This window comes from Sedimenticola hydrogenitrophicus (genome assembly GCF_025175675.1).
Lineage (GTDB): Bacteria > Pseudomonadota > Gammaproteobacteria > Chromatiales > Chromatiaceae > Sedimenticola > Sedimenticola hydrogenitrophicus.
Window position 1 is genome coordinate 1 of the sequence record NZ_JANIOA010000045.1, and the last position, 25147, is coordinate 25147.

Annotated in this window: 19 protein-coding genes and 1 pseudogene; 3 read left to right on the forward strand and 17 right to left on the reverse strand. The window is 60.3% G+C overall.

Annotated features, from left to right (window positions below; genetic code table 11):
- The 9 genes and pseudogenes from NPX02_RS18085 to NPX02_RS18125 all read right to left on the reverse strand — a co-directional run.
- Nucleotides 1-239 (reverse strand): annotated as a pseudogene (locus NPX02_RS18085) (hypothetical protein); the annotation flags it as partial.
- Between the two features lie 131 nt (nt 240-370).
- Complete coding sequence (locus tag NPX02_RS18090; RefSeq protein ID WP_260295288.1) at nt 371-3652, reverse strand: type I restriction endonuclease subunit R; 3282 nt, start codon at nt 3650-3652, stop codon at nt 371-373.
- A gap of 18 nt (nt 3653-3670) precedes the next feature.
- Nucleotides 3671-4261 carry a nucleotidyltransferase domain-containing protein gene (locus NPX02_RS18095; protein ID WP_335342602.1) on the reverse strand — a complete coding sequence of 197 codons (591 nt, stop codon included), beginning with the start codon at nt 4259-4261 and terminating at the stop codon, nt 3671-3673.
- Between the two features lie 193 nt (nt 4262-4454).
- Entirely contained in the window at nt 4455-5825 is a 1371-nt protein-coding gene (locus NPX02_RS18100; RefSeq protein WP_260295291.1) for a restriction endonuclease subunit S, read from the reverse strand.
- Between the two features lie 14 nt (nt 5826-5839).
- Complete coding sequence (locus NPX02_RS18105; protein WP_260295292.1) at nt 5840-8275, reverse strand: type I restriction-modification system subunit M; 2436 nt, start codon at nt 8273-8275, stop codon at nt 5840-5842.
- A gap of 51 nt (nt 8276-8326) precedes the next feature.
- Entirely contained in the window at nt 8327-8533 is a 207-nt protein-coding gene (locus tag NPX02_RS18110) for a hypothetical protein (RefSeq protein ID WP_260295331.1), read from the reverse strand.
- Nucleotides 8530-9909, reverse strand: a complete 1380-nt coding sequence (locus NPX02_RS18115; protein ID WP_260295293.1) for an ATP-binding protein — start codon at nt 9907-9909, stop codon at nt 8530-8532. The genes NPX02_RS18110 and NPX02_RS18115 overlap by 4 nt, the downstream gene beginning before the upstream one ends.
- Before the next feature lie 241 nt (nt 9910-10150).
- Nucleotides 10151-11203, reverse strand: coding sequence for a Fic family protein (locus NPX02_RS18120; protein WP_260295295.1), 1053 nt, complete (start codon nt 11201-11203; stop codon nt 10151-10153).
- A gap of 230 nt (nt 11204-11433) precedes the next feature.
- A complete protein-coding gene (locus NPX02_RS18125) occupies nt 11434-11760 on the reverse strand; it encodes a DUF4389 domain-containing protein (RefSeq protein WP_260295297.1) in 327 nt (108 codons plus the stop codon).
- A 452-nt stretch (nt 11761-12212) separates the two neighbouring features.
- Between NPX02_RS18125 and NPX02_RS18130 the strand changes: the two genes are divergently transcribed.
- The gene (locus NPX02_RS18130) at nt 12213-14201 is read left to right on the forward strand and encodes a bifunctional DedA family/phosphatase PAP2 family protein (RefSeq protein ID WP_260295299.1); all 1989 of its coding nucleotides are present in this window, start codon (nt 12213-12215) and stop codon (nt 14199-14201) included.
- 587 nt (nt 14202-14788) lie between these two features.
- Here the strand turns inward: NPX02_RS18130 and NPX02_RS18135 are convergent.
- The 3 genes from NPX02_RS18135 to NPX02_RS18145 form a co-directional block, all read right to left on the reverse strand.
- Nucleotides 14789-15403 (reverse strand): flavin prenyltransferase UbiX, encoded by a 615-nt coding sequence (locus NPX02_RS18135; RefSeq protein ID WP_260295301.1) that lies wholly within the window; start codon nt 15401-15403, stop codon nt 14789-14791.
- Nucleotides 15404-15968: 565 nt separating this feature from the next.
- On the reverse strand, nt 15969-17342 hold the full coding sequence (mpl, locus tag NPX02_RS18140) for a UDP-N-acetylmuramate:L-alanyl-gamma-D-glutamyl-meso-diaminopimelate ligase (protein ID WP_260295303.1): 1374 nt from the start codon (nt 17340-17342) through the stop codon (nt 15969-15971).
- Nucleotide 17343: 1 nt separating this feature from the next.
- Nucleotides 17344-17862 carry a hypothetical protein gene (locus tag NPX02_RS18145; RefSeq protein ID WP_260295305.1) on the reverse strand — a complete coding sequence of 173 codons (519 nt, stop codon included), beginning with the start codon at nt 17860-17862 and terminating at the stop codon, nt 17344-17346.
- 170 nt (nt 17863-18032) lie between these two features.
- Between NPX02_RS18145 and rnd the strand changes: the two genes are divergently transcribed.
- Together rnd and NPX02_RS18155 are read left to right on the forward strand one after the other, a co-directional pair.
- Nucleotides 18033-19196, forward strand: a complete 1164-nt coding sequence (rnd, locus tag NPX02_RS18150) for a ribonuclease D (protein ID WP_260295307.1) — start codon at nt 18033-18035, stop codon at nt 19194-19196.
- A gap of 18 nt (nt 19197-19214) precedes the next feature.
- Entirely contained in the window at nt 19215-19457 is a 243-nt protein-coding gene (locus tag NPX02_RS18155) for a hypothetical protein (RefSeq protein WP_260295309.1), read from the forward strand.
- A 319-nt stretch (nt 19458-19776) separates the two neighbouring features.
- Here the strand turns inward: NPX02_RS18155 and lnt are convergent, their stop codons facing one another.
- Genes lnt through miaB form a run of 5 tightly spaced genes read right to left on the reverse strand, consistent with a single transcriptional unit; the run spans nt 19777 to nt 25012 of the window.
- The gene (gene lnt / locus NPX02_RS18160) at nt 19777-21312 is read right to left on the reverse strand and encodes an apolipoprotein N-acyltransferase (RefSeq protein WP_260295311.1); all 1536 of its coding nucleotides are present in this window, start codon (nt 21310-21312) and stop codon (nt 19777-19779) included.
- Nucleotides 21313-21325: 13 nt separating this feature from the next.
- Nucleotides 21326-22186, reverse strand: a complete 861-nt coding sequence (locus NPX02_RS18165) for an HlyC/CorC family transporter (RefSeq protein ID WP_260295313.1) — start codon at nt 22184-22186, stop codon at nt 21326-21328.
- The gene (gene ybeY / locus NPX02_RS18170; protein ID WP_335342603.1) at nt 22183-22659 is read right to left on the reverse strand and encodes an rRNA maturation RNase YbeY; all 477 of its coding nucleotides are present in this window, start codon (nt 22657-22659) and stop codon (nt 22183-22185) included. The genes NPX02_RS18165 and ybeY overlap by 4 nt, the downstream gene beginning before the upstream one ends.
- On the reverse strand, nt 22656-23639 hold the full coding sequence (locus tag NPX02_RS18175) for a PhoH family protein (protein ID WP_260295315.1): 984 nt from the start codon (nt 23637-23639) through the stop codon (nt 22656-22658). The genes ybeY and NPX02_RS18175 overlap by 4 nt, the downstream gene beginning before the upstream one ends.
- A gap of 26 nt (nt 23640-23665) precedes the next feature.
- Complete coding sequence (gene miaB, locus NPX02_RS18180; RefSeq protein WP_260295317.1) at nt 23666-25012, reverse strand: tRNA (N6-isopentenyl adenosine(37)-C2)-methylthiotransferase MiaB; 1347 nt, start codon at nt 25010-25012, stop codon at nt 23666-23668.
- Nucleotides 25013-25147: the final 135 nt, after the last annotated feature.

The following is a 25147-nucleotide window of genomic DNA, read 5'->3' on the forward strand; positions in this document are numbered from 1 at the left end:
CTTTTAACGTTGCGCCTGCCTTCCTGTCGAACTACCGAGGATTCATCGGTAGTTGTCTGTTGAGCTAATTCGCCGGATTTATAGATATTTTTAAGGTGCAGACCAATGGTGTCACTGTCTTTTTCAAACAATTCGGCCATTTGGGCCTGAGATAACCATATTGTATCTTCCTGAAATCGTACATCGATCTGGGTTAGACCATCATCTGTTTGATAAATCTCAATTTGCTGTTTTTCCATCGCCGTTTCTTCCATGTTATGCAATTAAAAATCCGTTGGGTTAACTGATAAGCAGTTCCAGCTCGTTGCCGAAAAGTTCTCTTGCCTTGAGCAAGCCACCTTCCTGGTTAAAAGGGATGTAGTTAAAATAATCAACTGTCACGGCTTATCAACAAATCAAATACAATCTTTGCAAAGCGTTTCGCTTTGTCGGGATCCGAGAGCAACTGCATCATTTGGTTCTGATGTGCCTCGCCACTATCCAGCACCGCGTCATCAACGGCTTTCGAAAAATCTCCGAGCATGGCCTGTTCCGGTGAATTATTGGCAATCTGCTTCATAACAAACGCGTTCTCGCTTACTTTATCCCGAATGGTGTAGGCGTAGCTCACCAAATCTTTCTCCGTCAACCCATCGGTAATGAACAGTTCGTTAAGTTTGCTGATGATCAGCGAGAGAAATTCCTCTTTCTTGTTTTTTGGCCTTGCACTACCGAGGTCATCACCGGGATTTAGATATGCCCCAGCGTCCTCCTTGAGCTGAAGGTCTTGCTGGCGAATCTTTGAGAGTCGATAGTGACTGAGTACCACGTTGTGCAGATCGATATCATCTTCATCCAGAACCGATTCACGCAGCATCGGTCGCAGGTTTTTGGCATAGAGACTGAGTTTCTCAAGCCCCTTGTCGTTGTAGTCAACGATCTGCGACATGAACTCATAAAAACGCACAAAACTGCCGAGGTCTTTCTTGAAGATCTCCAGCGCATCCTTCTCCTGCTTGCACTCCTTGAGGCTGTTCTCGGCATTGGCCAGCAGTACCGCATCACCGGTCTTTTTGGTGCGTTCAAACATCTCTCTGGCCTGCTTGTAGGCATCAGTGGCTGACTTATAACGCTTCTGCCAGCGCTCCACCGCCGGTTTGCAGATGTTGGCGATCGCCGCATTGCTTTTGTTCTTAACAAAGAAGGCGCTGCAGAACTGCTCCACCTCCTGCCAGGTAAAGATGCCGGCCGCGCGCAGCTTGTCAAACAGCTCGAATATCTTGTTGGGATCGGATACATCCTCCAGCTCGGCCGTTTGATAGTAGGGCTGGAAGGCAGTCAGGATATCATCGGTATCATTAAAGAAGTCGAGTACAAAGGTGCCGGTTTCGGCCTTGCCCGGATAGGTCCGGTTAAGACGCGACAGGGTCTGCACACACTCCACGCCGCCGAGCTTCTTGTCCACATACATGGCGCAGAGCTTGGGTTGATCAAAACCGGTCTGAAACTTGTTGGCAACGATCATCACCCGATAGTCATCCGAGTCAAAGGCCTTGCGCATATCGCGACCTTTGAGGTTCGGGTTCATATTACTCTCAGTGAACTTTTCACCCAGCAGCCCCGCCACATTCGGGTCTCTCTCATCAAATTCCACCTCACCGGAGAAAGCGACCATGGCGTGGATCTTGGTATAACCCATTTGGGTGATGTATTTATCAAATCCCAGTTTGTAGCGCACCGCCTCCTTGCGCGAGCTGGTCACCACCATCGCCTTGGCCTGCCCGCCCAACAGCCCCATCACGTTGTCCTTGAAGTGTTCGACGATCATCTGCACCTTCTGCGCGATGTTGTAGTCGTGCAGGCGCACCCACTGGTTCAGTTTCACCTTGGCTTTTTTGCTCTCCACCTCTTCATCGGCACCCGCGATCTTCATCGCCAGGTTATAGGCCACCCGATAGTTGGTGTAGTTCTTCAACACGTCAAGGATAAAGCCCTCCTCGATCGCCTGACGCATGCTGTAGACATGATAGGCCACCGGCTTGTTGCTCTTGGAGGGTGGCTCGGCCGGATTCGGTACTCGGCCAAACAGTTCCAGGGTTTTGGTCTTGGGTGTGGCGGTGAAAGCAAAGTAGCTGAGATTGGTGTTGGCGCGACGCGACGCGACAGCGGCATCAAGTATATCCTCACTGCCCAGCTCCTCATCTTCCCCCTGACCGTCGATCATCAACACCTCTTTCAACTGGCGCGCGGTCGAGCCCGTTTGCGAGGAGTGCGCCTCGTCGGCAATGATGGCGTAGCGGCGCTCCTTGAGGCTGGTGCTGTTCTCAATCGCCTTGAGCACATAGGGGAAAGTCTGGATGGTGACGATGATGATCGGCTGTGAGCCCTCCAGCGCGGCGGCGAGCTTCTCCGACTTGGAGCCCTCCCCCTCCTTGCGGTTGATGCGCCCCACCACGCCATCCACGTGCTCGAACTGGTAGATGGTGTCCTGCAACTGGTCGTCGAGCACGGTGCGGTCGGTGACGATGATCACCGAATTAAACTGCTTGTTGCCCGCCGCATCATAGAGCGAGGAGAGCTGATGCGCGGTCCAGGCGATGGAATTGGACTTTCCGGAACCGGCACTGTGCTGGATCAGATATTTGTGCCCCGGGCCCTCGCTATGCGCGGCACGCACCAGCTTGTTGACCACATCCCACTGATGGTAACGGGGGAAGATCAGGGTCTCCTTCTTGTACTTGCGCCCCTCCCAATCCTCCTTCTCCTCGATCTGCAGATGCACATAGCGGGCAAGGATGGTGAGCAGGTTATCGGGTAGCAGCAGCTCGTTCCACAGGTAGTCGGTGGCGTAGCGGTTCACATCCTCCGGCACATCGTTACCGGCGCCGCCGCCCGCCGCGCCCTTGTTGAACGGCAGGAAGAAGGTCTCATCCCCCTCCAGGCGGGTCGCCATGTAGACCTCATACTGGCTCACCGCGAAGTGGACCAGCGCCCCACGCTTGAAGGTTAAAAGCGGTTCGGTTTTTTTGGTGACGGGATCGATGGGGAAACGGGTGGTCTTGTACTGGCGGATGGCGTTCTCCACCGCCTGTTTGAACTCCGACTTCAGCTCCAGCGTCGCCACCGGCAGGCCGTTGACGAACAGCACCAGGTCGATGCGCCACTTCTTCGCGAACTTCTCCTCCTCTCCACCGCCAACCCCCTCTCCCCCCGGGGGAGAGGGTTGGGGTGCGGGGGATACCCACGGGCTATAGACCAACTCCGGCACCACCCGCAGGCGGTTCTTCTCATAGCGCGCCAGGGTGTCGGGGTTCAGCTCGTGCTCGGGCCTGAACTGGCAGAGGCTGAAGCGGGTGCCACGATCCCGCAGCTCGTGGCGCAACACCCCCAGGGTACCGAAGGTGCGCAACTCCTTATTGGGGGCATTGGGGTCGGCCTTGTTCAACTGGCTGGCGACCCGCTCAAGAAATTTCTGTTCGGGGTTGTTGGGGTAGAGCTTGCAGAACTGCTGCCACTGGGCGTCCTGGGTCTCTTGCACGAAACCCAACAGGTCCTCTTCATAGAGTGCCAGCTCACGATTGTAGCCTTCCGGCCTCCCCAGCAACCAGCCGTTGGCCAGTAGTTGTTGAATGATATCGTTCTGAAACGTCAGCTCACTTGCCTTACCAGCCATAAGCGGCCCATCCCCTTATCATTTATCATCCCATATGGGGTTCCGTTTTATCCAAAGCACCTGCTGCCCCATCAGCCGGGTAATAAAGTGCTGCTGCTTGCGCTTGCGTTCTGCAAACTCCCGCGGCGTATAGAGTGTCGGGTTGATGGTACGGCCCAACTGCGTCTCCGCCTCCACCAACACCTCCATCACGGCGCCATAGCTCAGGCTGTCACTGACCAGCAGCAGATCAATATCACTCCCGGCATGTTCAGCCCCCTTGGCCATCGAGCCGTAGATAAGGGCAAGCTCGATCTCGTCCAGTAGCGGCCTCAGGGCCGAGCCGACAATATCCACCAGCCCGAAACTTTTCTGGGCAATCCCCTTCAACTCCGCAAAGATCGGGTTTTCGGCATTCGCCTGATAGTGGTTCTGGTTGCCGATGCGGGTCACCGTCAGCAGGCCCGCCGCGCGGAGCTTCTCCAACTCACGCATCACCGAACCCTTGCCAACCCCCGCCATCCGCACCAGCTCATTCAGATAGAAACTCTGCTGCGGCCGACCAAAGAGCAGCCCCAACACCCGCTGTTGGGTCTTGGTAAAGAGCGCATCACCTATGTTGGTAGTCACGGATTCCATTTAGCCCACGAGAGAAAAGTCCTGATTTGGGTACTATAGGTCTCATGTTGGGACTTTTCAACACTCACCGACGAACTTTCCGCCCGTTGGTTATCAATTAGTCAAGAGTGCCGGGTATCCGGATACACTTAATAAAAGCGCACCAACCCGGCCCTCCCCCTCGCTTTGTCGCCCCCCAAATTCCTCATGCGGCAGCTTCCTTGTGGTTTTGTATTTGTTCCGGGGCTACCCAGGATCGGACATCGATCTTGCCGGTAACGGCAGCGGAGATTAGGGCGGTGCGACGCTCTTGAAGTAGCTTTATCTGCCGATCACAATCGACTGAAAGCTTATCCATTTTTGATAACAATCTTTCAATATGATCGGATAATTTTGTCATTTCGTTTTCTGGTGGAACAGGTATATAGGCCTTTTTCAGATCACAAATATTAACGCCCTTTACTGCGGCCCCTGCCGAACCCACTTCTAACTGAGAAAATACCTGAGTGGACTCTAACGTGTATTTTAGCCATAAGTTATTAACGCCTTTGGCAGGTGCAATACGGGCTGCATCTTGCGTTAGATTAGCCCCTTCAATTTCTTTAGGAACTATTTCAACATCTCCAATAGTTCCCCTAATCGAATAGACCAGGTCGCCCTCTTTAAGTCGACTCCTCTCATAACAGGATTCAATTTCAAAAGTTGTTTTGCATAAAGAATTCGGATTTAGTCGCCCTGGCTTAACATCGCCACCTTTAACAATTGGGACACCGACATCGACATTCGGCCCAGGCAAGACAATTCCATACATGATACGCCTGCCTTGTTCGACCAAATGCTGTAATTGTTTTACCTCCCAATGCTCCGGCACCTCACCCAACCACTCAACCCCTGAGTCGCGCATGGGGGCGTCGGGATTCAGCCCTTTGGTGACGGCATGGCTGATCACCGCCTGGCGTTTCTCTTTCAGCAGCTTGATGAGCTGTTGTTGTTTTTCGATCAGGGTGTCTATTTTGACGGTTTCGTGACTAAGAAAGTCATTTATTGCTAATTGCTCGTGAAAGCTTGGCAGCGCATATCTGAAGTTTACGAACGTATCTTGGTACAGATGAACAATCGTACTACCTGTCTTATTAAAATCCACAAACCCCGTAAATACGCTTGACTGCAGCAACCAAAAGTAGAATTTGCTTGTGTAATTGTCAGCTAGGGGACGAACGACGAATACCCCACTATTGAGGGTCGCCTTTCCGTCTAATCCGCTAACCAATGCCACCTTACCAATTGTTCCATCTTTGGTTATCAGCAGATCCTTCTCTTTAAGCTGAATGTATGGATCTTGCTCATATCGATCCAAATCACAGTGGTAACATTCTTCCCAGCTAATTAATGGACCTCGAAAGTCGGAACCTGTTACTAAGTAAGGCCCCTCATCGGTAAAGTCATCAGACTTCAGCCCATGCCAGCCAACGCGAGCCTTCACATATGACTCAAATTTTACCCGAGTAATCTTCCAATCTTTCGGGTACTGCCCAATCCACTCAATTCTGGATTCCTGATAGTCAGGATGTGGCATGTACTTCCCACCCATTAGGAATGCACCTCACGCAACAGCGCCATAATCTCCCCACTCACCAGATCCAGCTCAGCATCAATCTCCTCCAAAGCCCGTGGCGGCTGATAGAAATAGAAGTGGCGGTTGAACGGTATCTCATACCCAACGATGCCGATCTCCTGGTCCTTGGCATCGCGCTTGCCGGCGTCGATCCAGGCATCGGGGACGTGGGGTTGCACCTCCCTGGCGAAGTAGGCCTCGTTGACGGCGTTGACGCTCTGACCGGGGTCGAGCGGGACGTTTTCGTTGTCGCGCAGGTCGCTGTCGGGCTTGTACTCCACCACCTTGCCGCCCACCTCGAACAGGCCGTAGATGGGATTATGGTCAGGATGACCGGTATGCCGCGGCGACAGGGATGTCGAGGAGCGGCCGGCCTTACCCTTATGGATCTTCTTGATCACCTTTTCCGCTGCCGGGTTCTTCCAGCTGACGGCGGCGGTGATCTGCTTCTTCTCCGACGCATCGAGGGTGATACCGGCGGCCTTGCAGGCGGCCTTGACCACGGCATCGAACTTGTTCATGTCATCGTACTGTTCGCTGCCGATTTGCTGTTGCAGCCGTTTGGCCTTGATTAGGGTGGCCCGTTGCGCGAGCCAGGTCTTTCTGTCGAGCAGATCCTTGATCTGTTTCTCTTTCAGCTCGCTGAAGTGGCTCTTGATGCGGTTGCGAATCCCCTCCTCGTGTTCGCTCAGCAGGCCGTAGTTTTCACACCCCTCATCATCGCTCCAGCGACCCTCTTCACTCTGGCCGTACTCCGCATAGGCCCACTGCATCACCGCACCCAGCGGTTTGGGGGCGAAGCGCAGCCCGGCAAGGCGCTCGTCACTGAACTGGAAGGACTCGCGCAGGGGACGCTCGATGGTGAGGCGGCGGTAGCCGAATTCGTGGGTGACGAAGATTTTGCTGGAGAAGGTCTTGGGCGGTTCCGTTTTTGGATTGGCTGACTGGCGGCCGCGGTTGCTCTTCTGCTCCGCCGGCTTGTTTAACTTACGGGCATCGACCACCTCGAAGGCGCCGAAGGCGCGGGTGATGGTAGCGATGTCTGCGTCATCCATCCGGTTGCGCTTGGAGCCGAGGGACTTGCGCATCTTGCCGCAGAGGTTGACGCCGTTAATCAACTGAACTTTTCCTTTGCGCTCGCCGGCCTTTTTGTTGGAGAGCACCCAGACATAGGTGGCAATGCCGGTGTTGTAGAACATGTCGGTGGGCAGGGCGATGATCGCCTCCAACAGGTCGGCCTCGAGGATGTAGCGGCGGATCTCCGACTCGCCGGAACCGGCGCCGCCGGTAAACAGCGGCGAGCCGTTGAGGATGATGCCGATGCGCCCTCCCCCGTTGCCGGCGGTCGCTCCCGGCGTCCTGCCTCCCGCGACATTAGCACTTCCCTGTGCGTTATCTCTGAGCTTGCTGATCAAATGCAGCAGAAACAGCAGCGAGCCGTCGGAGACGCGGGGCAGACCGGGGCCGAAGCGGCCGTCGAAGCCCTTGAGGGTGTGTTCGTCCTTGATCTCACCTTCGATCTTCTTCCAGTCGACGCCAAAGGGGGGATTGGAGAGCATGTAGTCGAACTGGTCGGCATAGAGCTGGTCGTTGGAGAGGGTGTTACCCAGCTTGATGTTGTTGACCTCCTGCCCCTTGATCAGCATGTCGGCCTTGCAGATGGCGTAACTCTCCGGGTTGAGCTCCTGCCCATAGGCCACCATTTTGGCCTGCGGATTGAGCTTATCCACATACTCCATGCCCTCGGAGAGGAAACCACCGGTCCCCGCCGTGGGGTCGTAGATGGTGCGGATAATGCCCGGCCTGGTGAGGGCGTCGTCGTCCTCCATGAACACCAGCGAGGTGGTGAGGTGGACGATGTCGCGCGGGGTGAAGTGTTCGCCGGCGGTCTCGTTGGAGGATTCCGCGAAGCGGCGGATCAGCTCCTCGAACACCTTGCCCATGTCGTGGTTGGAGATGGCCCGGGGACTGAGGTCGGTGGTGCGCACCTTCTGCACGATCTTGTAGAGCAGGTTGGCGTCGTTCAGCTGGCCGATGAACTCATTGAACTTGAAGTGCTCGAAGATCTCGCGGGCATCCCGGGAGAAGCCCTGGATGTAGGAGTCGAGGTTGTCCTTGATTCCGGCCTCGCCCAGTTTGGAGAGGTCCATCTTCGAGGTGTTGTAGAACTGCAGGCCGTTGGTGGCGCGCAACAGCAGCTTCTCCTGCGCCTCTTCCGGCAGGTTCATCTTCTGCACCTTCCCGTACTCGGCCAGCACTGCCTGCTTGCTCGGCGCGAGCACGCACTCCAAACGCCGCAGCAAGGTAAACGGCAGGATGATGCGACCATACTGGCTCTGCTTGAAATCGCCGCGCAGCAGATCGGCCAGGGACCAGATGTAGGCGGCAAGGTTGTTTGTTGTTTGGCTCATTGACTACTTTTCCAAAATTCGCATTTTTAATAATTGTCCCCGATTACCTGGCTAACTCAGCCACCAGGAAAACACCTTGGCCGCCATCGCCTCGTCCACCCCCTGCCGCTGCAGCCAGTCGCGCAGGTAGCCCTCTTCGATATTCGAGTTGTCGGCCCTGTCCTGCCAGTCGCCGTAGTAGGCGTATCCAAGTTGATTGCGGAACAGCGCCACCACGCGGTTCTGCGCGGCGCGCTCACGCTGGCCTACTTGGCTCATTCCTTATCCTCCAATACCTTCCAGTGACCACCCTTGGCCGGGCCGATGTGTTCCAGCGTGCCTTCCTCCCGTAGTTTTCTGATGGCCCTCTTCACCGCGCTTTCAGACTTGTCTATTTGACTGGCTAGCGCCGGAATGGAAAGCGTGCCGTCTTGCCGCAATGCGGCCAGAATCTTACCCGGCGTTTTCAGGGGCGTTTTCAGGGGCGTTTTCAGGGGCGTTTTCGGGATAGTCTTCCCCGGCGTTTCGGATGCCGCGGCCTGCCCCGGCGGTTCAGCTGCGAACTGGAACGTCACCCACAAACCGCTCGGCTCATACTGCAAACGCGGCGCGGGAACATTGGCCTCCGCACAGGCATCCAGAATGCGCTCGATACCCCGCCCCCACGACTCGATCATCCCCGCACGGAAAAAGGTGTTGGCCACATCGGGATTGAACGGCTGCGAGGCGTGTTTGGCCAGCAGCTTCGCCACGTCCCAGTCGGGCGGCAGGATACCCGGGTTCCAGATCATCAGCTTGTCGGCATAGACGCTGATCTGTATCGGCACGCCGCTGGCGTAGTCCTTGTGCACCACGGCGTTGAGGATCGCCTCGCGCAACGCCGCCTCCGGCACCGGCCAGGTCTCGACCCGTTGCAGCCCTTCATAGGAGATCCACGCCTTGAAGTACTTGGCCTTAAGGATCTCGATGATCCGGTTCACCTGCATCAACAGGCTGCCGTGTACCTCGTCCTGATAGCGCAGGTCCACATTGTTGTCGAAAAAACCCAGTTTCACCCAGGCGCCGACGGCGTACCGTTCCGGATCGGCGTGGAACAGCAACAGTGCGGCACGTTTCAGATAACCGCCCTCGACCAGGTGCAGTTTATCGAGTAATACATCATCCGCTTCATCGAGGATGTCGGATGAGAGCCGTTGGCTCCTCTCCGCCTGCTTGCGAAACCAGGCGAGCGTCGCGGCATCCAGATCAGCAGCATTTACACGCGGCACCGGCACACCATCCCAGTGGCGCCCCTGCTTTTTCAACAAAAACCGATCCAGCGGCGCCCCCTTCAACTCCTGTTTGGTACTGCCGCTGCGGTAGTGATACTGCCCCTTGTAACTGATGGGGTAGGGGTATGGCTCAACCACAATCTCCAGCAGTTGCCTGCCGGCTTCTTGCAACAGATTCACATCAACAATAATGCCCAGCAGATCGCGTACCTTGTTCGGAATGGTTTCGAGCAGATGCTGCGCGTCAGCCGCACCCACCGCCTCACCGGCATCGTTGCGACCGATGACCAACACGCCGCCCTCCGCATTGGCAAAGCCGCAGATCCATTTCAGGTACTCATCCCGCCACGACGCCTTCCACTCCATATGTTGCGATTCGCTCATGTCATGGTGTTCCCTTCTAAAAGTGGGCAACGCAAACACCCCGTATTGTTTTGCCTGCTATCGGCATAATTCGTCATGTCATCGTAGTAGTCGCAGCCCAGTTGATTCCGGAACTGCACTACCAGGCGGTTTGGATCTGTACACCATTGCCTGGCTCGATAGGCTTGAGCCAAATTACTTCTTCAATTTCTACAACGCTCTATTTCTGTGGTTTCTTGACCGCTTTGCGCCAACACGTTTGTTAACTGCGGCCATACCACGTCCCTTTACCCTTGCCATGTTGCGCCAGGTGCCGGTTGGCGACCAGTGCCTGCAGGTGCTTTTTCACGGTATTGCGGTTGGCGCCGGTCAATTCGACGAGCTGACTGACGCTCAGCCGGCCATGCTCGGTCGCCAGTTCGAGGATGTTGGCCGACAGTTCCGGCAACCGGGCAACCAGGATCTGCTCGCGTTCGATCTTGGTCTCCAGCCGCTGTTTTTGTTTTTTCAACCCACGAAGAAAGTACAGTATCCAGGGCTGCCAGTCCGGTGCATCGGTGCGTATGGTGCCTTGGGTGTTGCGCAGCGCCAGGTAATAGCCCTCCTTGGATTGCTCGATGACGCTTTCCAGCGAGCTGTAGGGGACGTAGGCATAACCGGCCCTGAGCAACAGCAAGGTGGTGAGTATGCGGGACAGTCGTCCATTGCCATCCTGGAAGGGGTGAATCTCCAGAAAGACCACCGTGAACAGGGCGATCACCAGCAGCGGGTGGAGTGCCTTTTCCTCCAGTGCATTACGGGTCCACTGGACCAGTTCCGCCATGAGGCGCGGGGTATCGAAAGGGCTTGCCGTTTCGAACACGACGCCGAGTTCGTTACCGTCGATGTCGAAGGCGCTGACGTGGTTGGGATTGGTTTTGTAGTGACCCCGGTGCCGCTCATCCTTGCCGCTGTAGGCCAGCAGGTCGCGGTGCAGCTGGCGGATGTGGTTTTCTGTCAAGTCGATGGCATCGGCATGGCTGTAAACCGTGTTCATCACATCGGCATAGCCCGCAACCTCCTGCTCATCCCGTGTATCAAACTTTTTAATCTCGATGTTGTTGAGCAGGCGGGCGACCTCCTGATCGGATAGTCGGCTACCCTCAATACGCGTGGAAGAACCGATGCTTTCAATCGTCGCCACCCGGCGCAGTGCGGAAAGCCGTTCCGGGGCCAGGGCACCCAATGCCCGCCAGGCACCCTTGAACTCGTCCAGTTCCGCGATCAGAGACAGGATTTCCGGGGTAATCTCAAGTGTGTTGGAATTAATGGACATACCCGTAATAGTATCCATTTATATCCAAATAATCCAATACTGATTATTCGAATATGTATCCAAATATATCCGAATGGACGGGTGCCGGCATCTGCCTTCGTATCTCATACTGATTCAATATGCATTCCCACGCGGAGCGTGGGAACGAGGATTGCTCTTGTCGGCCCCGGTTGGTGGATGCGCGAGCTTATCCACCCTACGAGCAACTACGCACTCGGAAACCTGAGTTACTACTGCCCGCTCTGATACTCCATATCCTGGTCCGATGCCGGTGACTCCTCACGGGGCGGGGCGTTGCGCCAGTCATCGAACGGGAACGGTTTGTGCTCGGTATTGAAGACCAGGAACTGGGTGATGTCGTAGAGGTAGGTGCTGAGGCCCTGGCCGAACTTGCACAGCGGTTGGTTGGCGGCCTTGTTGATGACGACCAGGATGAACTGGATCACCGACACCGCGATAGCGACCCCTTTGGCGATGCCGTGGATCAGGATAAACAGCAGCATGTAGAGGCCGCGTATCCAGATTGGGTTGGTTGCAGGTTTTTCTTCTTGGTTCATATGCGGTTCCTCTTCGTGCAGATTCCGGCGTTTATCGGGGTATTCCGTAAACCGGACACATTACCCGATTCAATGGCCTATTGTCCCCGTTTTCCATCGTCAGTTCATTCCGGCGGGGTGGCGAACAGGTGTAGCTGCGTCCGATGAAGATCACACTGGAAAATCGGGTTAGACTAGCCGCCGTGGCGGGGGTATGTTCCATTTTCCGGGGCTGACGCCTATGGGCGCCTATAGGGGTCTGAGTCAAATTTGATGGACATTTTCGTATAAAATACTCCGTTCGCTTGATCAAATTTGACTCCGACCCCTGTCCTGGACAAACACCCCCCATAAAGGAGTGGCTTTGCCGCGAAAACCTTCGCGCCAGAGGCGCTCCTACGGGGTGATTCACCAAGCTTGATCAACACCAACAACCAACTGGGATAGAGCCATTAAAAGAACAAATAAAGCCAATGACTGAACTTTTTCAACAGGTCCTGGAGTGGGTTTCGCTCCACCCGGGCTGGTCCTACAGCGTGATCTTTCTGGTGGCCATGGCCGAATCCCTGGCCGTTGTCGGGCTGATTGTGCCGGGGGTGGTGATCATGTTCGGCATCGGCGCGCTGATCGCCGGCGGGGTGATCGCCTTCTGGCCGGCCATGGGCTGGGCGGTGGCCGGGGCGGTGACGGGCGATGGGCTGAGCTTCTGGGTCGGCCACCACTACCGGGAGCGGCTGGCCACGTTCTGGCCCTTCAGCCGCCATCCCGAATCACTGCGGCGCGGTATCGACTTCTTCGAGAAATACGGCGGCAAGAGTGTCGTCCTGGGCCGTTTCTTCGGCCCGACCCGGGGGGTGATCCCGCTGATCGCGGGGATGATGGATATGCCGGCGTTGCGCTTCGGGTTGGTCAATGTGCTCTCGGCCCTGGCCTGGGCGCCGCTCTACCTGCTGCCGGGGATCGTCTTCGGTGCCTCCATGGAGCTGGCCTCCGAGGTGACGATGCGGCTGGTGATCCTGGCCCTGCTGCTGCTGTTTTTCGCCTGGGCGGTGTACAACCTGATCCGTTGGCTGTTTCGATTACTGCATCCCCACACCACCCGCTGGGTGCAGTGGCTGCTGGAGTGGGGCGAGGCCCATCCGGTGATGGGCGAGATCGCCAGCGCCCTGGCCGACCCCAATCACCCGGAGACCCGCGGGCTATCGATCCTCGCCACCCTGCTGGTGATCGCCTCCGCCCTGTTCGTGCTGCTGCTCGGGTTGCTGCCCGGCGGCGGCCTGCATACCGGCATCGACCTCACGGTATTGCAGACGCTGCAGAGCCTGCGCTCACCCTTGGCCGATGAGCTGATGGTCTATTTCACCCGGCTGGCGGATGTCGGGGTCATCTTCTCCCTGGCCGGCGGTGTGCTGCTGTACCTGTTCTGGAACCGGCATTACCGCACCGCCAGCCACTGGCTGGCCGCCATCCTGTTCTGTGCCCTGGCCGCCCCCCTGCTGAAGCTGGGGCTGCAGATTCCGCGCCCGGATATCGTGGTGCAGCCGCCCGACTCCTACTCCTTCCCCAGCGGTCACGTCCTGCGCGCCATGGTGCTGTACGGTTTTCTCGCGGTCCTGATCGCGCGCCCGTTGTCGGATCGCTGGCGCTGGCTGCCCTACAGCCTGGCCGGACTGCTGATTCTGGCGGTGGCCAGCTCGCGGCTCTATCTCGGGGTGCACTGGCTCTCCGATGTGTCCGGTAGCATCACCCTGGGCGTCGCCTGGGTGGCCCTGCTGGGGCTGGCCTATCATCGCCACGCCGCCCAGGAGTCCCACTGGCGCAGCCTGGTGCTGGTCTCCCTGCTGGTGACGGCCGCGGCGTTCAGCGTGGAAACCGGGCTGCATCATGAGCGCAATCTGGCCCGTTACCAACCGGCCCGGACAATCCAGCAGGTCGACCAGGGCGACTGGTGGGAAGGGACCGCCATGCCACTGCCGGCATTCCGCGCCGATCTCCGCAACCGCGAGGAGCATCCGTTGAATCTGCAATATGCCGGCTCCATCGACTGGCTGAGGCGGCAGCTGCATGCCGCCGGGTGGCTGCCGGCCACCCGCCTCGACTGGTCCGACGGGCTACGGCTGCTCTCCCCCGGCCAGCCGCTGCAGGCGTTGCCGGTGTTGCCGCAGGTGCATGATGGGCGACACGAGACGCTGATATTGGAAAAGCCGCTGCCGCAGGACCGGCGGCTGGTGTTGCGGCTCTGGGCCACCGATGTCCGCCTTGTCGGCAACGGCACGCCGCTCTGGATCGGCAATATCAGCGAGCAGCGCCAAGTGAAGGTGCTCGGTTTTCTCACCTATGCCCAGACGGCCCCGAACTTTGATCAGGCGCTGGGGCAGCTGCGGCGCGATCTGCGCTTGCTCGACAGCCGACAGCTCCGGGAAGACGGCGGCCGGGTGCGCATCCGGGAGGCACGCCCCTAGCCCCACCCTTTACCCACAAATGCCAATGAGCACGCGTGTAGGATGGGTGCAGGCGCGGCACCATTGTTGACGGCTATTCGCGGCGGTCGGACACGCCGTAACCCATCTTCGGATGCGGATGCAGGTGCGCGATGGGTTGCGCGCCGGAGAGGGAGCCAGCGGAGAGTGCATCGGGGCGCTCCACCCATCCTACGAAACTGCATCGATATCGGTGGATGCAGGTGAGGTGTCGGAGTCAAACCAGGCTCGGTCGGGTGACCTGATCGCACGGCGGGCGGCTGGTTTGACTCCGACACCTGGGGTTCAAACCACGATGCCCGGGGTAGGATGCCGGTGAGGCACGAACCGCATCAAGCCTTACCGCGAGGTGTGGTGCAGGGATGCACCGTTTACGGACCCGAGGATGGAATGATGCGGTTCGCAAGCTCACCGGCATCCTACCTCCCCCGGCCAGCGCCGTAGCCTGGATGCAGCCGCTATTCCCTCAACTGGATAAACAGCTCTATTTGCGTTTATTCGCGTTCATTCGCGGCTTTGATAAACGGTGTCTGACCATAGCGGAGTCTGGTGGGTAATCAGGTAGTCTTTTATTCGCCCCAGGGCCGGTTCAGCGGATTGTCGATGCCGAGGTGGCTCAACACCCGCGCCACCATGAAGTCCACCAGGTCCGCCACGCTCTCCGGTCGATTATAGAAGCCGGGGCTGGCCGGCATGATCACCACCCCCAGGCGGGAGAGTTTCAGCATGTTCTCCAGGTGGATGGGAGAATACGGGGTCTCCCGTACCATCAGGATCAGCTTGCGCTGCTCCTTCAGCACCACATCGGCGGCCCGTTCGATCAGGTTGTTGCTGGCGCCGCTGGCGATGGCCGAGAGGGTGCCGGTGCTGCAGGGACAGACCACCATCGCCTCGGGCGGATTGGAGCCGCTGGCCACCGGGGCGGTCCACTGTTCGCGGCCGAACACGCGGATCTGGCCGGCGCGGGCCTGGAAGCGCTCGCCGAGCAGTTTTTCCGCCTCCTCGGGACGCGAGGGGAAGCTTAGATCGGTCTCCATCGGCAGCACCACCTGGGCCGCCTTGGAGACCATCAGGTAGACCTGCCGGTCGGCCTGAACCAGGCACTCCAGCAGACGCAGGGCATAGGGGGCCCCGGAGGCGCCGGTGATGGCCAGGGCGATGGGCTTGGTGGTCTGGGTGGTCATAAACTTGCTCCAACGGCCAGAGCGGCCGACCAGTGCCCTCTCACCCAAAGCGAATATTGGGATATGGGGATAAGACTAAGGGTCATACTGATTATCCATTCGGCTGTATCGAGAAGATATTAGCCGCGAATAAACGCCAATGAACGCGGAAAGTGATTACACGTCCCTGTCGACGAGCAACTCATCGGGCACCCGCAACTCGCCCAACGATGGGTTACGGCGCGTCCAGCCGCCACGGGCAGCCGCCAACAACGGTGGCGCGCGCCTCCACCCATCCTACGCACTTCAAACTTCAAACGTAACTACTCACCCGGTCTATAAGTGATTGGTCTGCCTTGTTGGCCGATCTTGATGGCGCCTCGAATCCGGCCCCTTTTTCAGGTTCAAGCCAGCCCTTGTTTGAGTGAAGCGAGTTTTGTCCACGGATGGACTTATGCCGCGGAGGCCATGGATGGCCGGGAGCGGCTTGGGCAGGTGCTGAAAATGGGGCCGGATTCGAGGATACAAGCCATCACGTGAGGCCGGCGAGGTAGGCCAATCACCCCGTGAGTAGTAGCTTAAAACTTCACCGAGCCGCCAGGGCATCCAGCAGGCGCTGGTGGATCTGCTCGAAGCCGCCGTTGCTCATGATCAACACTTGGTCGCCAGGGGCCACTTCATCGGCCAGGGCCCGGATAATGGCCTCGACCTGATCGAACACCCGCGCCTGCCCGCCCAGGGGCGCGAAGACCATTTCCGCATCCCAGTCCAGGGACTCGGGGGAGTAGACCAGCACCCGGTCGGCCGTCACCAGCGCGTCCGGCAACTGTCCGGCGTGCACCCCCATGCGCATGGTGTTGGAGCGCGGCTCCAACACGGCGAAGATGCGCGCCTCCCCCACCTGGGCGCGCAGGCCCTGCAGGGTGGTTTCGATCGCCGTGGGGTGGTGGGCGAAGTCGTCGTACACTCGCACCCCGTCCACCTCACCGCGCAGCTCCATGCGCCGTTTCACGTTACGGAATTCCGCCAGCGCCGCGATCGACACCGCGGGCGGCACCCCCACGTGACGGGCCGCCGCTATCGCCGCCAGGGCGTTGCTGACATTGTGCCGGCCGGTCAGCTCCCAAGCCACGTCGCCCACCGGCATCCCCTCGAACAGCAGGGTGAAGCGGCTGCCGTCGGCACTGATCGGCAGGGTGCCCCAGTCGGCCGGTTGCTCGATCAGTGACTGGGCGGAGAAGAATTCCAGCGGCGTCCAGCAGCCCATCTCCAGCACCTCGTCCATGGCGGCCTCGCCCCGCGGCGCGATGATCAGGCCGCTGCCCGGCACGGTGCGCACCAGGTGATGGAACTGGCGCTGGATCATGCCGATGTCGTCGAATATATCGGCGTGATCGAACTCCAGGTTGTTGAGGATCAGGGTCCGCGGATGGTAATGCACGAACTTGGAACGCTTGTCGAAGAAGGCGGTATCGTACTCGTCCGCCTCCACCACGAAAAAGGGCGTACCGCCGATGCGCGCCGAAACCCCGAAATTGAGCGGTACGCCGCCGATCAGGAAGCCCGGCTCCATGCCGGCGTATTCCAGGATCCAGGCCAGCAGGCTGGCGGTGCTGGTCTTGCCGTGGGTCCCGGCCACCGCCAGCACCCACTTATCCGGCAGCACCTGCTCGGCCAGCCACTGGGGGCCGGAGGTGTAGGTCAACCCCGCATCGAGCAGGTACTCCACCGCCGGATTGCCGCGGGAGAGGGCGTTGCCCACCACCACGCAGTCCGGGGCCGGCATCAGGTGGGCGGGATCGTAACCCTCGCGCAGCCGGATACCCGCCGCCTCCAACTGGGTGCTCATGGGCGGATAGACGTTGGCGTCGGAACCGCTCACCTCGTGGCCGAGCGCCCGCGCCAGCAAGGCAATCCCCCCCATGAAGGTGCCGCAGATGCCGAGGATATGGATATGCATCTCAACTACTCCTTGGAAAAACCAGTTGCACCAGCCAGTTGATCAGCATGAAATAACCAATGGATAGCAGCATGCCGTTACCGAAGCGGACCTCGAAGGTGTGGCGCAGGATGTGCGCCACCACCACCATGCCCCAGATCACCAGCACCACGTAGAACAGCACGCCCAGCCCGCCCAGGGGCGACACCCGGGGATCGTCGCCGATCATCAGCTGCAGCGGCATGGCCACCAGATTGATCAGCACCCCGCAGCCGAACAGCGCGCTGACCGCCTGGGTGAAACGGCCCAGCTTTCGCTGATACTGCAACGCCAGCCGCACCAGCAGCGCCAGCAGCGCCAGGTCCATCAGCTGGGCCAGCAGCGCCGGCACCACGCTGTTGAATTGGCCGACAATGACCACGGTGCCGGTGAGCAGATTCAGCAGCAGGGTCAGGGTCACCAGAACAGAGGCCACCGGCAGATCCTGGGGTGCCGCGCGCAGCAGGCAGATATCCACAAACAGATTGATTAAGCGTTTCACTGATGTCCTGATTCCCGGTTGTTGCGGCCCCGTCCGGGTCCGATCCGGCCAGGACAAAATCTGCCCCATCATACCTTTTGGTCGAAAACAGACAAACAGCTGGCGCGGATTTGTTATGCTTGCCATCCAACACTTTGCGCAAAAACTGCCTAACCTGACGAATCATCCCTATGCTCGAACGCCACATACAAACCGAACAACAACTGATCGAGCTGTGCCAACAGCTGACCGACAGTCCCTGGCTTGCCCTGGATACCGAGTTCGTCCGGGAGAAGACCTACTATCCGCAGTTCTGCCTGCTGCAGATCAGCAATGGCGAGATCGCCGCTAGTGTCGATCCGTTGCAGATCCAGGAGCTGGGACCACTGCTGGAACTGCTCTATGACGAGCGCATCGTCAAGGTGTTCCATGCCGGCCGCCAGGACCTGGAGATATTCCACAACCTCTGGGGTAGGCTCCCCAAGCCCCTGTTCGATACCCAGCTGGCCGCCTCCCTGCTGGGCCTGGGGGATCAGATCGGCTACGGCAACCTGGTGGAGCAGCTGCTCAGCCATACCCTGGAGAAGGGCCACTCGCGCACCGACTGGTCACGCCGCCCCCTGGACGAGGCGCAGCTGCGCTACGCCCTGGATGATGTGATCTATCTGGGAGAAATCTACCTCAAGCTGAAACAGCAGCTGCAGGCGCAAGGACGCGAGGGCTGGCTGCAGGATGACTTTGATCAGCTGACCAATCCCGACACCTACAGCAATCCGCCCCAGGCGGCGTGGAAACGGATCAAGGGTCGGCAGCCGTTGAAGGGCGTGCAGCTGGCGGTACTCCAGGCGCTGGCCGCCTGGCGCGAACAGGAGGCCCAGCAGGCCAACCGGCCGAAGCGCTGGATACTCAAGGACGAGGTGCTGGCGGATCTGGCCCGCCGCCAGCCCGGGGAGTTGGCGCAGCTGGAGAAGATCCGCGGGCTGGAGCCGGGGACGATCAAACGGCGCGGCGAACTGCTGCTGAAACTGATCGCCGATGCCCGGGCGTTGCCCAAGGAGCAGTGGCCCCGGGACAAGCGACGCGCCGCCCGCCTCGACCCCAACCAGGAGGCGCTGACCGATCTGCTGCACGGCTGCCTGCGGCTGCTGGCGGAGCAGAACAACATCACCGCGGCCGCCCTGGCCGGGCGCAAGGAGATCGAGGCCCTGGTCGGCGGCGAACGGGAGCTGGAGCTAATGCACGGCTGGCGTCGGGTGATCGCCGGCAACCGCCTGTTGCAGATACTCGACGGCAAGTGCTGGCCCGAGTTGGAACAGGGCCGGCTGATCCTGTCGGCACGAAACCAGCCCAGCTGACCCGGACTGTGTACCCTTATGCGTAGGCGGCTTGCCGTCACCACCTGGCTGGCGGCCCTGAGCGGCCTCGCCCTTGGCGCCTGCTCGGAACCGCCCCCGCCGCCGGCAGTCGACCCGATCGAGCGGCAGCTCGACACCCAGCGGGAGCTGATGCACCAGACCCGCGAGGTGATCCGCTACCTGGACGAGCAGGAGCGGCTGCGGCGCGAGCAGTTGCCTCACCAGGGGTCGGAGTCAAACCGCCTGCCTGACAAGAGATAACCTGACGCTGCCGGGCGGTTTGACTCCGACCCTTGAACACGATTTTGGCTCCTCCACTCAACGCGGGCGTAGGATGGGTGGAGGAGGAACGACGTAACCCATCAAACAGTTTCGTAGGGTGGATAAGCCGGTAGGCGCATCCACCATTGCCACGGTGGATGCGCTGCCGCTTATCCACCCTACGAAACTGAACGAGGGCGTAGGATGCGGTGAGTGAAACGAACCGCATCAGGGTGATCCGCCGTTCCCGGCGTTGCCTGGTGCGGTTCGCAAGCTCACCGGCACCCTACATTTGTGTGTTCAGCGGGCACGCCCCACCCTATGGTGAAGTGGTCGAGGATGACTTTGGCGAGCGCCCACCGGACAGCAACAAACCCAGACAGGAAAACAGCACCACCGCCCAGTTGCCGACCCGCACGTAGGGGGTAGCGCCCTTCATGGGGATGATCTCGCCGCTCAGCACGTGCTGCTGGAAGGCCGGCGAGAAACCCTGGATCCGGCCCTTCGGATCGATCAGGGCGGAGATCCCGGTATTGGTGGAGCGCAGCAGGTAGCGCCCGCTCTCCAGCGCGCGCATGCGAGCCATCTCCAGATGTTGGCGTGGCGCCAGGGAGTCGCCGAACCAGGCATCGTTGCTGGCATTGACCAGGAACGCCGCCTGCGGCAACGCCTCGATCACCTCCTCGCCGAAGGCGTCCTCGTAGCAGATCGAGATCCCGGCGTAGTAGCCGGCCAGGCGCAGCAGCGGGCGCGGAGAATCGCCGGGGGTAAAATCAGACATGGGGATCTGCAGCCACTCGACCAGCGGCCGCAGCCAGCGTTTCAGCGGCATGAACTCGCCGAACGGCACCAGGTGGCGCTTGGCGTAGCTGCCGCGCTGTTGATCCGGGTCCTGGCCCAGGCTCAGCATGGCGTTGTAGTAGGCACCCGTCTCGACGTCCCACATGGGTATGCCGATCAGCAGTTCGCTGCGGTTGGCCAACGCCTCCGCCGCCAGGGGCTGGAGCAGCATCTCTTCCACCTGGTGGGCAAACGCCGGTACCGCCGTCTCCGGCCAGATGATCAGGTCGCTCTGCCACTGCTCCCGGGTCAGCCCGGTATAGAGCGCCAGGGTCGGCCGTAGCGAGTCCCGCTGCCACTTCGCCTCCTGGGCGATATTGCCCTGGATCATACTCACCTGGAGGGGCTTGCCCGCCGCTTCGGTCCACTGCACCTGATGGAGCAGCGCGCCACCGCCCCACAGCAATACCAGGCCGCCGGCCAACCAGAGCCGTCCACCCAGCCAGTGACGCCCACCCACCCCAGGCCGCAGCAGGCGGAACAGCAGCGCCACGCTCAGCAGCAGCAGCCAGCTGACGCCGTAGACCCCGAACAACGGGGCATAGCCGCCCAGGGGCGAGTCGATCTGCGAGTAGCCGAGCACCAGCCAGGGGAAGCCGGTAAGGATCCAGCCACGCAGCCACTCCCCCAGCACCCAGAGCGAGGGAACCACCGCCAGCAGGGACCAGTCCTCGCCGCCGCGTCGCCACAACCGCACCGTCAGCCAACCCACCAGCCCGTAATAGAGCGCCAGTACCAGCACGAACAACAGGGTGAGGGCGATCGCCGTGGCCGTCCCCAGGTTGCCGAACTGATCGATACTGATGTGCAGCCAGAACACGCCGAAGCCGAGCAGCCCGAGGCCGTAGGCCCAGCCACTCTGGAAGCCGAACCGCGGCGAGGCGTCGCGCCACAGCCAGAGCAGCAGCAGCGGCCCCGCCAGGGCCAGGGGGTAGAGGGAGAAGGGGGCGAAACCGAGTACCGACAGGCCGCCCGCCCCAAAGGCGGCCGGAAGCCGCCACGGGAGGCGTTGCACCCGGGCCAACCGACTAGTGGGCACTGTCCAGCTGTTGCGGCAACAGACGGATGTTCAGCAGGTGGATGCGCCGGCTGTCGGCGCGCAGCACCTCGAAGCGGAAGCGGTCGATCTCGGCCACCTCGCCGCGTTTCGGCAGGTGCCCCAGGGACTGGGTGACCAGGCCGGCGATGGTATCGAACTCCTCGTCCGGAAATTGGCTCTCGAAGTAGTCGTTGAACTCGTCGATGGAGGTGCCGGCCTTGGCGGTGTACTCGGTCTCGCTGCGCTTGAGGATGGTGGTCCCTTCATCGAAGTCGTGTTCGTCCTCGATCTCGCCGACGATCTGCTCCAGCACGTCCTCGATGGTCACCAGGCCGTCGGCGGCACCGTACTCGTCCACCACGATGGCCATGTGGCTGCGGCTGGCGCGGAACTCGTTGAGCAGCACATTGAGCCGCTTGCTGGCCGGCACGAAGACCGCCGCCCGCAGTACGTCGCGGATATCGAAGCGGCGCTTGTGCTCGCCGAAGTAGACCAGCAGGTCCTTGGCCAGCAGGATGCCCTCCACTTCACCCTTGTCATCACCGATGACCGGGAAGCGCGAGTGGGCGGAGTCGATGACGATGGGGAGGATCGCCTCCAGCGGGGCGTCGCGTTCGATCACCACCATGTGGGCGCGCGGGATCATGATATCCCTGACCCGCAGTTCGGAGACCTGCAGCACCCCCTCCATCATGGAGAGCGCTTCGGTATCCAGCAGGGCGCGGCGCTTCGCGTCCCTGAGCAGTTGAATCAGTTGTTCTCTGTTTTCCGGTTCGTTGCCGAAGGCCTGTAACATCTTTTTTAGCCAGGACCTGGACATCGAACCGCGGGTAGTGCCGTCGCTACTCATAGTTCCCTTTCGATTTCGTATGGATCGGAATATCCCAGGGATTCCAGGATCTCCACTTCGAGGCCTTCCATCGTTTCGGCCTCCGGGTCATTAATATGATCAAATCCCAGCAGATGCAACACCCCGTGCACCAGCAGGTGCGCCCAGTGCGCCTCCAGCGGCTTGCCCTGCTCGGCCGCCTCTTGCGCCACCAGCGGGGCGCAGATCACCAGGTCGCCCAGCAGATCGCCCAGCGGATCATCGGCCACCACCGCCGGCGCCTCGAACGGAAATGACAGCACATTGGTGGTGCTGTCCTTGCCGCGGTACTCCCGGTTCAGTTGCCGACTCTCCTCGCGGTCGACGATGCGCACCACCAGTTCCGCGCGCTCCAGGCGCCCGTGCAGCGCCGCCTCGGCCCAGGCCTGAAACTGCATCGGATCCGGTATGCCGTCCCCCTCCACCACCCGCTGGATCTCCAACAACAGGTTCACAGATTGTCCTTGTTTCTATCAAAATTGTCGTAGGCGCCCACCACCTTCTGCACCAGGGGGTGGCGCACCACATCGCGTGCGTTGAAGAAGGTGAAGCTGATCCCCTCCACATCCTTCAGCACCTCGATCGCCTGGCGCAGCCCGGAGACATGCCCCCGGGGCAGGTCCACCTGGGTTACGTCGCCGGTGATCATGGCGGTCGAGCCGAAGCCGATGCGGGTGAGGAACATCTTCATCTGCTCGGGGGTGGTGTTCTGCGCCTCGTCGAGGATGATGAAGGCGTCGTTCAGGGTGCGCCCGCGCATGTAGGCGAGCGGGGCCACCTCGATCACGTTGCGCTCGATCAGTTTGGCCACCCGCTCGAATCCGAGCATCTCGTAGAGGGCATCGTACAGCGGGCGCAGGTAGGGGTCGATCTTCTGCGACAGGTCGCCCGGCAGGAAGCCGAGCCGCTCGCCCGCCTCCACCGCCGGGCGCACCAGCAGGATGCGCCGCACCTGGTCGCGCTCCAGGGCATCCACCGCGCAGGCCACCGCCAGGTAGGTCTTGCCGGTACCGGCCGGGCCGATGCCGAAGTTGAGGTCGTGGATCACCGCCTTGTGCAGGTACTCCTGCTGATTGGCGCCGCGCGGGCGGATCATACCGCGCCGGGTCTTGATCACCACCTCGGGGACACTGCTCTTGGCCAGGTCGTTGAGCAGGGCATCGATCCCCGACTCCTGCAGGTAGAGATGCACCGCCTCCGGGGTCAGCACCTCATGGCGAGCCTGATTGTAGAGGGCTTGCAGCAACTCGCCGGCGGCGGCAATCGCCTCCGGCTCGCCCAGCAGCTTGAAGTGGTTGCCGCGATAGTTGATCTCGATGCCCAGCCGGCGCTCGATCTGGCGCAGGTGTTCATCCAGCTGACCACACAGGTTGGCCAACAGCTGGTTGTCTTCCGGGGTCAACGACAGATCGAGGGATTTGGGGTGGTCGGACACGGATGCAGTCCTGGAGGCGGCCTTGCTCATGCGGATTGGGCCAACGCCTCGTCAATGAGTTTCCCGCGCAGGGAGTTGGGCAGGGCCTCGGTGATGTGGATATCCACGAACTGGCCGATCAACCCCTCGGGACCGTCGAAATTGACCACCCGGTTGTTCTCGGTGCGCCCGGCCAGCTGCCGCTGGTCCTTCTTGGCGTGCCGCTCCACCAGCACCCGCTGCACCGTGCCCACCATGCGCCGGCTGATCTGCCCGGCCATCCCGGTGATGCGCCGCTGCAGCCGCTCCAGGCGCGCCTGCTTCTCCGCCAGCGGCACGTCATCCGGCAGCTCAGCCGCCGGGGTGCCCGGTCGGGCGCTGTAGATGAAGCTGAAGGAGTGATCGAAGCCGATGGTCTCGATCAGGTTCATGGTGTGCTCGAAATCCTGTTCGGTCTCGCCGGGGAAGCCGATAATGAAATCGGACGACAGGCTGAGGTCGGGCCGCAGTTCCCGCAGGCGGCGGATCTTGGCCTTGTAGTCAAAGGCGGTGTGGCCGCGCTTCATCATCGCCAGCACCCGGTCGGAGCCGCTCTGTACCGGCAGGTGCAGGTGGCTCACCAGCTCCGGCACCTCGCCGTAGACGGCGATCAGGCTGTCGGAGAACTCCATGGGGTGGGAGGTGGTGAACCGGATACGGTCGATGCCGTCGATGGCCGCCACGTACTGGATCAGCAGGGCCAGGTCGGCGACCGCGCCGTCATCCATCAGGCCGCGGTAGGCGTTGACGTTCTGTCCCAGCAGGTTGACCTCGCGCACCCCCTGGGCGGCCAGCGCGGACACCTCGGCCAGCACGTCGTCGAACGGCCGGCTGATCTCCTCGCCCCGGGTGTAGGGCACCACGCAGAAGGTGCAGTACTTGGAGCACCCCTCCATGATGGAGACGAAGGCGCTGGGGCCGTCGGAGCGGGGTTCCGGCAGGCGGTCGAACTTCTCGATCTCGGGGAACGAGATATCCACCACCGGCACCCGCTCGCGCCGCGCCGTCTCCAGCATCTCCGGCAGGCGGTGCAGGGTCTGGGGGCCGAACACCAGGTCCACGTAGGGGGCGCGCTCGCGGATCGCCTCCCCCTCCTGACTGGCGACACAGCCGCCCACGCCGATCACCAGATCGGGGCGCTGCTCCTTCCAGGGACGCCAGCGACCCAGTTGGGAGAACACCTTCTCCTGCGCCTTTTCCCGGATCGAGCATGTGTTGAGGAGTAGCAGATCCGCCTCTTCCGGGCGGTCGGTCAGGGTGTAGCCGTGGGATTCCCTGAGCAGATCCGACATCTTGTCGGAGTCGTACTCGTTCATCTGACAGCCAAAAGTCTTGATATAGAGTTTGCCGGGCATTCGGTTCGTTACAAAAAGGCGCCAAGGGCGCGGTAGCTTACCCTCAATATTAGCGTTTTTCCAGATCATTGGGGGCATTGCTTCAAGTCGGCACGAAAACCGCCGCTATCAATACCGGAGATTAATACCTAAACT